Origin of the sequence: Aliirhizobium smilacinae (assembly GCF_006335145.1) — a bacterium.
Lineage (GTDB): Bacteria > Pseudomonadota > Alphaproteobacteria > Rhizobiales > Rhizobiaceae > Neorhizobium > Neorhizobium smilacinae.
In genome coordinates this window covers 62,536-75,534 of sequence record NZ_VDMN01000011.1, presented here as the reverse complement: position 1 = coordinate 75,534, position 12,999 = coordinate 62,536, and the positions used below count along the sequence as shown (strand labels likewise).

The window sequence follows — 12,999 nt, the reverse complement described above, 5'->3', positions numbered from 1 at the left end:
TTCTCGATGTAAATACTGCGTTCCCGCTGATCTGACATTCTATAATATATTGTTCAATGTATAGTTGAATATCGTTTCTTTACAAGCTTCTCTCGAAACACGAGGCTGCAAAGGAGCGCGACATGACCGTTCTTATTACAGGTGGCGCAGGTGTTTTCGGGCGCGCTATGATCAACTATTTATTTGATCGTGGGTATCGCGACATTCGTTCTCTTGATATCGCACCGCTCCCTCAGATGCTGGCGACAAAAGTTCACGAAATTCGCGGAGATATCCGTAATCTCTACGATGTTCGAATTGCCATGCAGAGTGTCGATTTCGTTATCCATGCTGCTGCTGCATTGCCTAGCTACAAGAACGAGGAAATTTTCTCCATCGACGTGCTCGGTACCAAAACCCTGCTTCACCAGGCGCTAGCATCTAATGTCAAACGTTTCATACACCTTTCGTCGACGGCGGTTTACGGCGTTCCGGACAAGGTCCCTTCATCAGAAGAAGACGAGCGCCTGCCTTACGATGCTTACAACAGCGCAAAAATCGAGGCCGAGCTTGCATGCGAAGAATACAGGCAGATCGGCCTTCAGGTGGCGATCCTCCGCCCCAAGGCATTCTTGGGGCCGGGAAGACTGGGACTGTTCGGGATGCTCTTCGAGTGGGCGTACGAAGGTCATCATTTCCCGGTCGTCGGATCAGGGGAAGTACCCTACCAGTTTTTGCATGTCAGCGATCTTTGTGCCGTCACCGATTTGGCGATGCAACACCCCTGCGCTAACGACACTTTCAACATCGCTGCTCATGAGTTCACTACTGTTCGAGAAGACTTCCAGGCTGTCTTGGACGCAGCTGGTCACGGCAAGCGGATTATCCCTCTCCCACTAAGGCCCGCTGCGTTCATATTGCAAGCTCTCGAGGCTACCCGATTATCGCCAGTCTATAAGCGCCTGTATCTGAAGCTCGTTTCAGGATCTTACGTGGAAACCGCCAAGGCGAAGGACATACTCGGTTTTTCCGCACGGTATTCGAACAAGGATGCCTTGCTGGAAACTTATAGGTGGTACTGCGACAACCGACCTTCGCTGAGTAAAGAGACAGGCGTCAGCCATACGTCCTTGTGGAAGCAAGGGGCGCTCAGAATTGGCAAAACCGTTCTTTAATCGCCTGGATTTCAGTTACCACGACACGAACGGGTCAAGGATTACCGGAAATGCCAGACGATATTTGCAGCGTGACTAAACGCGATAAGCCTCCGTTACCCTCTCGCGCGGCTGTTGTGAACAGCGCTCTCCGCGACGGCGCCAATCTATTACGCGTCAGACAATGGCCCAAAAATGCTCTCGTTTTTGCTCCCCTCATTCTTTCGCCAGGAGCCGGATCGATCGCTCTAATCGATAGTATCGTTCTCTATTTTGGGTTCTGCTTTCTCGCTTCATCTGTGTATATCATCAATGACATTGCAGATGCGGAGAGTGACCGCGCTCATCCCAAGAAGAAATACAGACCAATTGCCAGTGGGGCAATATCACCCACCATAGCATTGCGAATGATGGCATCGCTTCTTTTGCTAGCCATCATGCTCGGAGCTTTGTTGCCGATCTCCGCAGGTTTTATGATGATCAGCTATCTACTACTGAACATCCTTTATAGCTTTTACCTGAAGAAAATTCCGATAATTGAGATATTTTGCGTCGCAGCCGGATTTGTCGTAAGAGTGTTTGTCGGAACGGAAGTCGTTGGATTGGCGGTTTCTCACGAGCTTATGGCGTTTGTCTTCTTTTTTTGTGCTTTCATCTCAGTCGGGAAGCGCCGTCAGGAAATTATCCTTTCGCAGGCCGCGGATCCGAATGCCAAGCATCGCGTCGTTCTTCAGCATTACAATCTTGCCTTCCTAGACTCATTGCTGTCTGCGACGGTCATATCGTCTGGCATATTTTTCTGGCTTCATGTGATTGATCTCATTCGCAGTTCCACGGGTTCAGCCGCCCTATTTACTTGCCTCTCGGCTCTAAGCGTTACCGCTCTTATCTTCCGGTACTTGCAGGGCATCTATGTAGAGTCGACCGGGGACAATCCCGTCGACTTTTTCATTAGAGATCCCTTCACACTGCTGAGCGGGCTGACGGCAGCAGCATTCTACTGGCTGTCCATATCGCCCTTCGTATGAGTACTTTGTCAGGAAGGACTTCTCAATGGTATCACCGAACCTGATCCCGCCCTCAGAATCGGCAACAAGCGATCGGCCCCCGAGTAACGCGGGCGAAACAACTGGAAGAATTGTCCCGTCTGTTTTTGGTGTCCCAGCGATCGCCATTCCGACATTGGTGACGTCAGCCAGTGCACTTTGCGGCCTTATCGCTATCAATTGCGCCATGGCCGAACGGTTCGAACAGGCTGTGCTCTTCGTGCTTACGGCCGCTGCCTTCGACGCCATTGACGGACAAGCAGCACGGCGATTTAATTGTGCTTCGCAGTTTGGCGTGGAGCTTGACTCACTCGTTGACTTCCTAAGCTTCGGCATCGCCCCCGGAATTATCGTGTATATTTGGGGGTTGGAGACCTCGCCAACGATTGGTTTTCCGATAATCGCCTTCTACGTGCTTTGCTGTGCGTACCGCTTGGCACGGTTCAACGCAGCGGCACTGACGAAGCTAGAGGCCAAATCGGACCCTGGGTTTTTTCAAGGCGTTCCAGCGCCAGCTGGCGCGATGTGTGCTCTACTTCCGCTTATGTGGACCTTTTCCTCCGGGTCCACGTGGTCTCAGAGTTGGCTAGGCACTGCTTTCGTGATGATCACCACCTCATTCTTGATGGTATCGACTGTTCCGACAATCTCATCAAAAATGATTGCCGCTCGTCTAAGCTCGGCGAAGATCCTCGCCGGCACGCTGCTGCTGGGCGGCTGTTTCTTGCTTTTCCCTTACTGGAGCGTCCTTACTTTTGCAGTTTTAGGATACGTTGCATCCGTTCCGATCTCCCTCATTCTCATGAGAACAAGCCGAAGGCGGGATAGCCTGAAGCATCCTGGTACGTGAACGATAATGGCAGCAATTACCACATTCGCTGGACAACGTTCCAAAGACTCTCGCATCGGCAAGCTAGGCCAGATAGCTACGGTCACATGGTCAATTCTGCTCATTTTCTGGCTAGCAACCGACCCGTTTGTATGGTTTTGGGTGCCTTGGGATAGCACTCCAACATCTGTTCTGATCGTTGTTCCCGTTCTTCTTTCTGCGACGGTTCCATTTATGCGCTACCGGCGCTGGGCGTGGTCACTTACATTGGTGTCAGCTCTCGTCGTGTGCCTGCCTAAGACAGACGTAGCCCACCAATTTTTCCCCCGGCCTGAGTGCAAACCTTCTCCTACAACTTCGCCCCCAATTACGGTCCTCAGCTGGAATACCGAGTTCTGGGGCGATGGTCGGTATTCGACCGTTGGTACCAATATTCTACGGGCAAATGCAGACGTCGTCGCACTTCAAGAAGTCCAAAGCGACGTTCGCCAAAAGTACGTCGCCTACACACCTCCAGATTTTCCGTGGTCAAGCTATCGCAACATCATCCGCAAGGGTGAACTGATGATCGCAACGAATTTGGAGGTCTTGTCGGATAATAAGGATGATGCGAGAATACCTTTTCTCTACGTTGATATAATTACCCCCTCAACGCGCGTCATCAGGATCATCAACGTGCACATACCGGTGCATCTATCGCTGAGCCTAGACGCCCGCGATCGAGACTTCTATGACTTCATAAGATTCCGGTTCTCTGTACGCCGTGAAGAGTTCAAAAAATTGAGTGCAGCGATTGACGAAAGCCCGTATCCGGTTGTCCTAGCCGGAGACTTCAATTCTACCACGTCGATGGCAAACTTCCGATCGGCAACAGGCAAATTATGCGATAGCGTACTGGCGGCTGGCTTCAGCAACCCCATGACATGGTCGATATTTGGCCTCTCTCTCTGGCGCCCCGATTATATCTTCACATCTCCCGGCGTGAATAGTTTGGTCTATGATGTGCTCCCAATGGATAACATTTCTGATCACAAGGCTATCCGCCTCGCGATTGCCCTTTGATCGGTCTGGTACTGGACGCGAAAGGGCACTTATTTCACCGGGCAAGATGGCCCGTCGCATACGAGATTTGTGAAACCTGACTGCGTCATTTCCCCAGGCTCATCCAAAGATATTCTTAGCGCTGGCGCTTGGCCCTCCCCTCGATGCGCTGGTAACCTGACTATACCGCAGACGATCTACTCCCAGACGCGATTCTTGGTACTTCATCGTATCGACCAAGAACAGCCTCTGGCGGAGCCACATGCCTAGACGAGAGGGATTAATGAGCAGAGACGACACGACGCAAGACGGTCCACATCCGGTTGATATCTATGTGGGCCAGCGTGTTCGCATGCGGCGTAACCAGCTGGGAATGTCTCAGAGCACTCTTGGGGACGGGCTCGGACTCACTTTCCAGCAGGTGCAAAAATACGAGCGCGGAGCCAACCGTATCAGCACTTCCAAACTGTACGAAATTGCTACCGTTCTAAGCGTGCCGATCACCTATTTTTTCGAAGATCTGACGCTGGAACACAAGATCGAAAACAAGCCAACAGCGGCCCTGAACCGCCATCAGGAATACCTATCCAGCCCGGAGGGATACTAGCTTGTTGATTGCCGACGCTGCGATCGATACGCTATGATTCCGGCCGAAACCCAATGCGTCTGCTCGGCCTTTTCCCGCCCTCCCTTTGCGAAGGGCGTAAGGCGCGCGTCCAGCCGAATAACCTCAACACCTATCAAGACCTCAGAACGGATCAGCGAGCAGTCAGCTTCGCGCGAATCTCTGAATACTCTTGCCGCTCGCGGGCCGCTTTGTACATGACGCTTGTGAATTCCGCCGGTTCGAGTGGCTTTGAGACGAGGTAGCCGATCGGACGAGGTTCTTTCAAAAGAAGCTCATGGTAGGCCGTGACCATTATCAACGCACAGTCAATCTTCTCCGCAATATCGAACAGCATTCGCTTTCCGTTGGTACCGTCCTTGAACTGGATCTCCGACACAATGAACTCTGGGATGTGGCGCTCGGCAAGTTTTCGTCCCTCGCCGCCAGTCTGGGCGACACCTATCACTTTGAACCCTGCGTCGGTGAGCAGTTGCTCCAGATCGAGCGCGATCAGGGGCTCATCCTCGATGACCAAAACCCGCCCCGATCCTATCAGGTTCTCAAGCTTGCCCCGCGCGACAATGATTTCGGCCTCCTTCTCTACCAGTTTCTGGGCGAGCTCTTGCACTTCGCGCGCCTGATCTGCAATCAGGCGCTGAGCGTCTTGAAACACCGTTTTTTCGACGAAAGAGGATCCCGGCAGGGCATCCAGAATGTCCGGCAATTGTTGCTTCCAGCGTTCGCGCTTCGCGTCCCAGGTCTGAGGTGAACGGTACTCGATAATGGCTTCCGGAAAAGCTTGGCTGACCTTCTCGCGGAGCTTTTGCAAACCCTCGGGTTTTGTGATTTCCCACGACTGCGTCAGGCCAAGTGTCCGTGTAACGTCGCCATAGCTGACGGGAGGGACAACAATCGGAACCGCCTGATGCGAGCGAACCCATGTCGCTCCAAGTTCCATGAGGCAAAAAGGGCGTTCCATATAGGTGGGGGTCATTAGGATGATGACCAATTCAGGCTCTTTGATCATGTCCTTGATGTACTGGTTAAAGTCCGCAGCCAACGGAATATCGTGCCCGCTGATGCTGGAACAGAAGATGGAGCGCTCCGGCACGCCGATCGCTTCTTTAAGGAAATTGACAAGTAGGTGAGCCAATGCCTGATCGGCTGTCGCATGGCTGATGAATATCGTTGGCATAGTGGCCCCGCGCGTTGCTTCGTCTAGGAATACCGTTGTTCCGCGGTCCTTTCTACTCTGCCGCTTTCGTGTGGAGGGTCCCTGAGCTCAGCTGTCGCGATAGACGCCGAGCGTGCCAATCGCCGCCTCGACCGTCGGTGCAAGAAGCCCCATGTCCAAATGCGCAGAGTGGCGGGGTGGCATTGCAAAGCGCAAGGAATGACAGAAACGACGATATGACCACTCATTTTGCAGTGGAGCCCAGTTCAACGTTATGGACCTTGATGCCGGTCAGGTTGATCCGCATCGGCGCCCGGTTGGGATCCTGATTGCTGAACGGCGGTTCTGATACTCCCTGCCCTTCCAGGGAGCCCGTGTGGTCTGCACCCGGAGCTACGGCCATGACCTCACTGACTGGATCGGAAGATTGCGCCGGCACATCTTCACCCCTGATGCGGAGTTGAGCTGCGGAAAGCTGCTCGACCGGGGTAGGCTTCCAGACGGCAACACTGCCGGGGTCTTCGGCTTTGAATACGTTCTGGCCCTCGAAATATCCGCTGGCATAAGAAAGCATCGCGTCCTCGAATGCCTCTGGCCGGGGGTTCCCATACCATTTCGTCACGATCCGGTAGACCTTGCTGAACAGTGCGGTTCCCATCCGAAGATTTTCGCAAGGTTCGAACAGGTCCATGTTCAGCTCATCGGCGTTCTGGATGCCATATCCAGCGGGATATCGCGTGAGGCCAACGCGAACGACGGCCTGGCCTAGATACTGTATGGTGAGGTCCTTAGCCTCCTCGACAGTTTTCGGCTTCGGCACGGCGAAGGTGCGGTTACCGCTTTTTACGGTGACCTGAAGGGGGTCAGTCACACCGATCTCTTGCACGAACTGCTGAACGATTTCGACGCTCAGCCTCGGATCGGCACACTGTTTGATGAATGCGGCATCGATCATGGCAGATCCTTTCTTACTCGTTGAATGCCATTACCAGTGGGATATCGAAAAGCGAGGCCCAAGCCTCCCCGCTCGCTTTCAAGATGGGAACGATGTTGGAGCCGCCCGTCCACCAGCCATTGCCGACAGCCACGATCATATCGGGCTCGTACATCATGGATTGCAGGACAGGCCAGACCAAAAGCAGCTCGTAGCAGATGAGTGGCGCCGCGCGTCTCCCGTCAATCATCACATATGGACCGCCAAAGAATTGAGCGTGCGCGCCACCTGACGTCCACGGCTGCCACATCGAGACGGGGACCGGCATTCGCTGCCTGTAGAGAACCTGCGATGTTTCCGGGGTCAACTCCATCATCACATTGTCGTAGCCGGTGTGATCGACCACAGCCGCGCCACCGACCACGCGAACATCGAGGCCGGCAAGCTCTCGGCTCCAGAGGCGCTCGGTCGTGCCGCTCCAAAGGCCAAGGGCGCTTTCCGGGAGAACGACAGTTCGCGCGCCCTGCCCTACGGCTTCCCTGACCATGCCTATCGTCTCAATGTGTTGGGAATAATCTGCATACTGACGTTGGGCGGTGAACTTGAACTCGGTGTTGATCCCTGCCCATCCGTCCGGTAGGGCTGGGGGCGTCCACGTTGCGGCAGACCAGCCGTAAAAACCCCCGAGGACGACAGCAGCGGCCGGCCATGCTCTTGTCGTCATGACGAGAAGGCCGGTCGCCATGACGGCCAGCCCTAGCCATCCCCAGCCCGGAAACAGAATCCCTGCCGCCGTGATCGGGCTTGCCCATCCGGTGATCCCGAATGGGGGCAAGCTCATCACAATAGCGGCGATCGCGTAGCGCAGCGGACGGTTCCAGCCGCCTTTCGAGGTCCAAAGCAGAGCGTGAATCAGAACGAACAGGATCGACGCGGACAGCCAGAGTGATATTCCGATGGCGAGCTGTTCGCCAAAGAAGATCGATGTTCCGATTGGAAGGTCACGCGATGCTCCCAGAAAATGGGCGGCCGCCACAGGCGCCGCCACGGTACGCGAGGGGGCGAATGCCCATAGCGCAGGAAAGGCAACGCCGATGGGAAACAGGATTGCGTGACCACTCCAACCGATGGCGCCTGTCACAGCGCCACCAGCGATGAACGCCGCGCCGATTGCCAGATTACGGAGCGAAAGTGAGAACTTCTCGCGCGAGGCCAAGCGTGCCGTCGGCTGGAAGTGGGCCAAAGTATCTCGAGTCATAGGAACCAACAAATTCGGAATGCAGGAAAACCGTGCCCTCGGGAATTGTGCCACCGGCATAGACCGGCATGGGCCGGCCTTCTGCGTCGGCAGTGAGGACGCAAGACGAGTAAAGGAGATTACCTTCAATAATGACCTGGCCGCCGATCTCGACCGACTGACCAGCTGTAGCCGCAACAGTTTTGATAAGCGGGCCACTTCCGGATGCGCAAAGGCCACGCGGCAGGTATTGGCGTTCAAGCGCCAGCTCGACGGCCTTTCCGTCTGGAGGGCAGATGAATATGCGATCCCCTGCCCTAACCTCACGATCCAAGGCGACAATCTGCCAAAGCCCGAGATTATAGGAGGGGGTGAAGTTGATGCGGTAGCCGCCGAAAGCAAACGCGCTGGCGATGCCACCGATCAAGATTGCGCCGGCGCCAAGAATAACGAGGGCATTGCGACGGGTACTCAACGGGTCAGCCCCGGCTTTTGGGTTTGTACCTTCGCCTGCGCCTGCGCTTGCTCCCTCTGATGAGAGGCTACCTTGCGCGCCGCATTAAACAGCGGCCATGCCTGAGCGAGCTTCGCCTGATCCTCCGGCATTACCTTTGCCGCCGCGGCATCAAACTTCCGGCCTTTTGGCTCGGCATTGCTGAACGTGTTCGCCCCGAACTTCTCATCGAGCGCCTTGTTCAAGCCCTCGATCTCGGCCCTGACGATACGGTCGGAAAGGGCAAAGCCAAGATGCGAATGCAGGTCGTTGCGATCGATCGCGTCGCGGATGCGCTCGAGAGTACGGCTGGAATCATTGGAAATCGAAGGCACATCGACGCGCTGGCGATCTCGCTCCTGAGACAGGGTGCCGGTGTGCAGTTCCTGCACTTCGGCACGGATGCGGACATAGTCTCTGATCGATTTCGCCAACGGATCGACATGGCACAATGCATTTTGTCGCTGGGCCTTGGACGCAGTGGACGCCAGCAGGCCGGTCTTACCCTTGATCGCACCATACGCCTCTGGATTGGTGGCGAGCTGGTTGATAATGCGGTCCTGAGCGGCCTTGGCGGTCGTATCGTTACCGTTCAGGGCTGGGGCAAGATTCATTGCCTTCATCGCATCATCCGGCTTCTCGTAGATGAACTTCATGCGCTCATTGATTTTGGTCCAATGAACGGTGAGGGTCGCATCGCCTTGCACTTTTGTCTCCACAGCTTGCTTGATGGAACTCGCCCAGGTCGCGATACCGCGCAGCCAGGGCCGGCTGGGCGCTGCCGCCAGGGCAGCCCGGTTCAAAACGGTCTGGCCCTGGTGTTGGCCGAAGCGCTCGATGAATTGCGAAAGCTTCGCGCCTGCTGCTGCGATCCTGTCACGCTGAAACTTGATCCAGCGAGCCTGATCCCTGGCGAGGGCCCTGGCAACCCGAAGCCCATACAAGCCTCTATTGTTGGCATAATCAAGCGCCTGGCCGTAGTGGCGCGAGCCCGCAAAGTCGAGCGTCGTCGTCTTCGCGCCCGAGCGCGACGTACGGGCGACAAGCTGGGTCAAAATCTTCGATTGTTCCGGCTGCTGCGGGATGGCATCGACGCGAGCGGCCCGGGCGGCGGCTGTCTCGATGATCTCAGCCGTCCACAAATTGCGCTGGGCGCTTTCCCATGTGGTCGTGGTTTTGCCCGTCGCTGGATCGCCTTTACGCACCGGAACATTGACGTCCTCGACACCATCGCGGCGCAAACGAACGGTGTCGCCAACCACAGCGCCGGAATACGCAATAGCATTCGGCAAGGAAACGCCCCACACGCGATGGACCGCGCCATCGGGGGTGCGAATATCGGCATGTGGCGTTTCGCGGCCCTTCTCATCCTCGCGGAAGTGAGCCTTGCCTGTCTTCACCAGTTCACCAACAATGCCGGCGCTGTGATCGACACGACCACCCGTGGAATAGAGGTGCGCAGCCGCGATACTCTGCGCGGCTGGATCTCGATCACCGACAAGCGTTGCAGTCCACACATTGCGCTCGCCGACGCGCTCTTCCCACGTTTTGGCTCCCGTTATCTCATCCACAACCGGTATCTTGATAACGACTTCCTCGGTGCCATCTTTGCGCAGCGTCAGCACATCGCCAACGGTCACGCCACCCTTCTCCATGGCATCTGGGAGGCTGACGCCCCACAGGCGATGTGTCGTGCCGGCAGCATCAACCAGGTCCGCATAAGGCGTAGGCTTTACATCATCGCCTTCGCGGAACTTCGCCATGCCAGCATCGACGAGCGTGCCGGTAATGCCGGCAGCATGGTCGACACGACTGTAACGGGCGAACTCCTGCGCCGCGGCATAAAGTTCCACGCTGTCTCGGTGGCGAGTGAGCGCGACGTAGGAGAGATGGCGGTCGAACATGGACGAGGCCAGAACCTTGACGCGATCGACGGTCGCGCCCTGGCTTTTGTGGATGGTGGTGGCATAGCCATGATCGACGTTGCGATAGAAAGCCTGATCGATCTCGACACGGCGCGACGTGCCGGGGCCACGCCCCTCACCGCCGACTTCTGCGACGATCTTGCCCTTCTCGGCTTCTACGACGCGGGCGATCATGCCGTTCATGACGCCAAGCGACTTCTCGTTTTTCAGGAAAACGATCTGATCGCCGGCGCTAAAATTCCGCATACCGTCCTCGGTGCGAAACTCTGCGCCATGCCCAATGACGCCGCGCTCCTGCAACGCGGCCCGGGCCTGCTCGTTGAGCGCCCGGACGTCCTTGCGCATATAGGCGATAATCAGGCTGGACCGGGCCGGGTCGTAATCGGCAATCCAGTCTCTGACCAGGGCAGCGATCGCATCCGCCTTGGTGGTTGCTTCCTTCACGTGACCCTTCTCGTGATAGGCGCTCAGCGCTTCTCGGACTCTGCCGCGCGCAAGATCCATCGACGCATCACGCATCCACTGCTCGCGCTGGCGCCAGATCGTACCCAACTCGGCATAGCCGATGGTGTCGGCAAGCTTGCGGAAGGCTCCGCCCGCCTCAATCGGTTGCAATTGGTCCGCGTCGCCAACCAGGACAAGTTTGGCTCCCGCCTGATCGATAGCAGACACAAACTCTGCCATTTGCCGCGAGGCGACCATGCCCGCTTCGTCGATCACGAAGACCGTCTTGTTGTCGATCGCAGACCGGCCTTCCTTCCACTGCAATTGCCAAGACGCCAGGGTGCGGCTCTTGATGCCAGCTTCTTTTTCGAGCCCCTCCGCCGCCTTTCCTGCAAGCGCCCCGCCGACGACCTTGTAGCCATTCGCCTCCCAAATCTCGCGGGCGGCTTTCATCATCGTGGTCTTGCCGGCGCCGGCACGGCCGACCACAAGCGACAACCGCTCGTCACCGGTAATGCGCTCGATCGCCACTTTCTGCTCGTCGGAAAGCTTGGCATTGGCAGCGAAGACTTCCTTGCGTGTCGAGCGTGAAACGTCAAAGCCGGAAACGACCGAAAGACGTTGTGCCTGGTCCGCCATGTCCGCCTCCATGCGGATCATGTCGCGGGTGGCGTAGCGGTTCGGCAGAATTTCGCCGGTCGCGAAATCAACCTCTTCAGCTTCCAGAAGCGAAAGCTCCGGGCTCTGCAGGATTCGCGCCATCAGGTTCGAAAACTGGCCGGCGTCATCAATATAACGATGAAGATACCTGGCGATATCACGCTCGTCGAACACCGTTTTTTCCCACGAGATCGCATCAAGCACGATCTCCGGCCGCTGCTCGATCCGGTGCGCGTTTTCGCGCCGTGCGGCCTGATGCAACGCCAGTCGTTCGAGATCGATAGTGCGGCTCTCCGCCTCCGCCTCGCGCTGAATGTTTTTGGTCGAAACGCCAATATGCGGCGTTGGCACAAGCCCGATCCCGCGCTCGGCATAGGAGCGCCCATCGACGCGAATGTCATGGCCGTTCAGGCGCAGATGCTTGTTCTGCATGGAGTACCAGGCATCTCGCAATTCGAGAAAGTCGGTCTTGTCGCCAGCCCATAACTTGTACTGAATCTGACCGGACTTCGATCTTTGCGGCTGGCCGTTCTCATCAAGAATGACGACTTTCTTTCCTCCGAATCCGTCATGGGTCAACGGTCGTAAGCTCGTCATCAAATGCAGATGCGGATTGCCCGTTGCATCGTGGTAGACCCAATCGGCCACAAGGCCTCGAGCCGTCACGACGGAGGATACGAAGTCCCGCATCATCGCGATATTCTGCTCGGTCGAAAGTTCGATAGGCACTGCCAGAATGAATTCCTTGGCGAGCTGCGCGTCCTTCCTCGTCTCAAACGCTTCGACCTTGTTCCAGAACGCCTCGGACGACTGCGCCGGTGTCTTGCCGTCCTTCAGCGCTCGTGCCCAGTCCGGCGCATCGTCCGGTAGCGCAAACTCGCTATGGACAAGACCGGGCTTGTTGGAGAAGTCCGCAACCCGCCCTTCCCGCTCGTTCTCCATGCGGGCGGTGTGACGATACGCGGCCGCGGCAACTGCCGATCGGCCTTCACCGCGGCTGATGATCTGGGGGGTGAAATGCGTAATCGCCAAGAGAGAAATCTCCGGACAAAGAGCGCCCACCTAAGGGGCGCTTACGGCAGACGTTGCGCAGCAACGTATTACTGCGCTGTTAGAAACAGAACAAAAAGTACCGGCAAGGCCGGTGCCTTGTAAAGTTGATTTCAGCTAACGCAGAAATCTGTGGTTGAAGGAAGCTGGCGCTTCCCCCAAAAACAATCGGAAAGAGAAAGGAGCAAGCCCGATGGCAAAGAGAACCAAATCGCCCGCTGAGATCAAAGCGGCCATGGAAGCGCTCAAGGCTGAGCTGAGAGAGGCAGAAGCGAGAGAGGCAGAACGCCTCGGATCGCTCGCCGTCAAAGCCGGATTGCATGAGATCGATATCGATGACGCTGTTCTCGTGTCGGCGCTGAAAGAACTGGCCGCACGATTTCAATCCTCGTCGCAACTGTCCAACACGACGGCTTAGAGGCCGTA

The 12,999-nt window shown here is 56.4% G+C and carries 11 protein-coding genes; 6 read left to right on the top strand and 5 right to left on the bottom strand.

Features of this window, described 5'->3' with window-relative positions; translation table 11 throughout:
• Positions 1–122: 122 nt before the first annotated feature.
• The 5 genes from FHP24_RS27380 to FHP24_RS27360 all read left to right on the top strand — a co-directional run bounded on the left by FHP24_RS27380 (position 123) and on the right by FHP24_RS27360 (position 4,656).
• The gene (locus FHP24_RS27380; RefSeq protein WP_139679420.1) at positions 123–1,154 is read left to right on the top strand and encodes an NAD-dependent epimerase/dehydratase family protein; all 1,032 of its coding nucleotides are present in this window, start codon (positions 123–125) and stop codon (positions 1,152–1,154) included.
• 50 nt (positions 1,155–1,204) lie between these two features.
• The gene (locus FHP24_RS27375) at positions 1,205–2,161 is read left to right on the top strand and encodes a UbiA prenyltransferase family protein (RefSeq protein WP_139679419.1); all 957 of its coding nucleotides are present in this window, start codon (positions 1,205–1,207) and stop codon (positions 2,159–2,161) included.
• 25 nt (positions 2,162–2,186) lie between these two features.
• Complete coding sequence (pssA, locus tag FHP24_RS27370) at positions 2,187–3,029, top strand: CDP-diacylglycerol--serine O-phosphatidyltransferase (protein ID WP_139679418.1); 843 nt, start codon at positions 2,187–2,189, stop codon at positions 3,027–3,029.
• 6 nt (positions 3,030–3,035) lie between these two features.
• Positions 3,036–4,070 (top strand): endonuclease/exonuclease/phosphatase family protein, encoded by a 1,035-nt coding sequence (locus FHP24_RS27365; RefSeq protein WP_139679417.1) that lies wholly within the window; start codon positions 3,036–3,038, stop codon positions 4,068–4,070.
• Positions 4,071–4,332: 262 nt separating this feature from the next.
• The gene (locus FHP24_RS27360; RefSeq protein ID WP_139679416.1) at positions 4,333–4,656 is read left to right on the top strand and encodes a helix-turn-helix domain-containing protein; all 324 of its coding nucleotides are present in this window, start codon (positions 4,333–4,335) and stop codon (positions 4,654–4,656) included.
• Between the two features lie 151 nt (positions 4,657–4,807).
• On the opposite strand, the gene FHP24_RS27355 is transcribed toward FHP24_RS27360, so the two are convergent.
• The 5 genes from FHP24_RS27355 to traA form a co-directional block, all read right to left on the bottom strand.
• Positions 4,808–5,851 carry a TIR domain-containing protein gene (locus tag FHP24_RS27355; RefSeq protein ID WP_139679415.1) on the bottom strand — a complete coding sequence of 348 codons (1,044 nt, stop codon included), beginning with the start codon at positions 5,849–5,851 and terminating at the stop codon, positions 4,808–4,810.
• Between the two features lie 223 nt (positions 5,852–6,074).
• A complete protein-coding gene (locus FHP24_RS27350) occupies positions 6,075–6,785 on the bottom strand; it encodes a conjugal transfer protein TraH (protein ID WP_139679414.1) in 711 nt (236 codons plus the stop codon).
• Between the two features lie 13 nt (positions 6,786–6,798).
• A complete protein-coding gene (locus FHP24_RS27345; protein ID WP_342782368.1) occupies positions 6,799–8,007 on the bottom strand; it encodes a conjugal transfer protein TraB in 1,209 nt (402 codons plus the stop codon).
• Positions 7,943–8,476 carry a conjugative transfer signal peptidase TraF gene (traF, locus tag FHP24_RS27340; RefSeq protein ID WP_139679413.1) on the bottom strand — a complete coding sequence of 178 codons (534 nt, stop codon included), beginning with the start codon at positions 8,474–8,476 and terminating at the stop codon, positions 7,943–7,945. The genes FHP24_RS27345 and traF overlap by 65 nt, the downstream gene beginning before the upstream one ends.
• A complete protein-coding gene (traA, locus tag FHP24_RS29515) occupies positions 8,473–12,555 on the bottom strand; it encodes a Ti-type conjugative transfer relaxase TraA (RefSeq protein ID WP_139679412.1) in 4,083 nt (1,360 codons plus the stop codon). The genes traF and traA overlap by 4 nt, the downstream gene beginning before the upstream one ends.
• Positions 12,556–12,766: 211 nt before the next feature.
• Between traA and FHP24_RS27330 the strand changes: the two genes are divergently transcribed.
• A complete protein-coding gene (locus FHP24_RS27330; protein ID WP_139679411.1) occupies positions 12,767–12,991 on the top strand; it encodes a TraC family protein in 225 nt (74 codons plus the stop codon).
• Positions 12,992–12,999 lie beyond the last annotated feature (8 nt).

Bases quoted from the DNA above. Each gene is read 5' to 3' on its own strand.
- FHP24_RS27380 (WP_139679420.1), top strand. From the start codon at position 123: ATGACCGTTCTTATTACAGGTGGCGCAGGTGTTTTCGGGCGCGCTATG.
- FHP24_RS27375 (WP_139679419.1), top strand. From the start codon at position 1,205: ATGCCAGACGATATTTGCAGCGTGACTAAACGCGATAAGCCTCCGTTA.
- pssA (WP_139679418.1), top strand. From the start codon at position 2,187: ATGGTATCACCGAACCTGATCCCGCCCTCAGAATCGGCAACAAGCGAT.
- FHP24_RS27365 (WP_139679417.1), top strand. From the start codon at position 3,036: ATGGCAGCAATTACCACATTCGCTGGACAACGTTCCAAAGACTCTCGC.
- FHP24_RS27360 (WP_139679416.1), top strand. From the start codon at position 4,333: ATGAGCAGAGACGACACGACGCAAGACGGTCCACATCCGGTTGATATC.
- FHP24_RS27355 (WP_139679415.1), bottom strand. From the start codon at position 5,851: ATGCCAACGATATTCATCAGCCATGCGACAGCCGATCAGGCATTGGCT.
- FHP24_RS27350 (WP_139679414.1), bottom strand. From the start codon at position 6,785: ATGATCGATGCCGCATTCATCAAACAGTGTGCCGATCCGAGGCTGAGC.
- FHP24_RS27330 (WP_139679411.1), top strand. From the start codon at position 12,767: ATGGCAAAGAGAACCAAATCGCCCGCTGAGATCAAAGCGGCCATGGAA.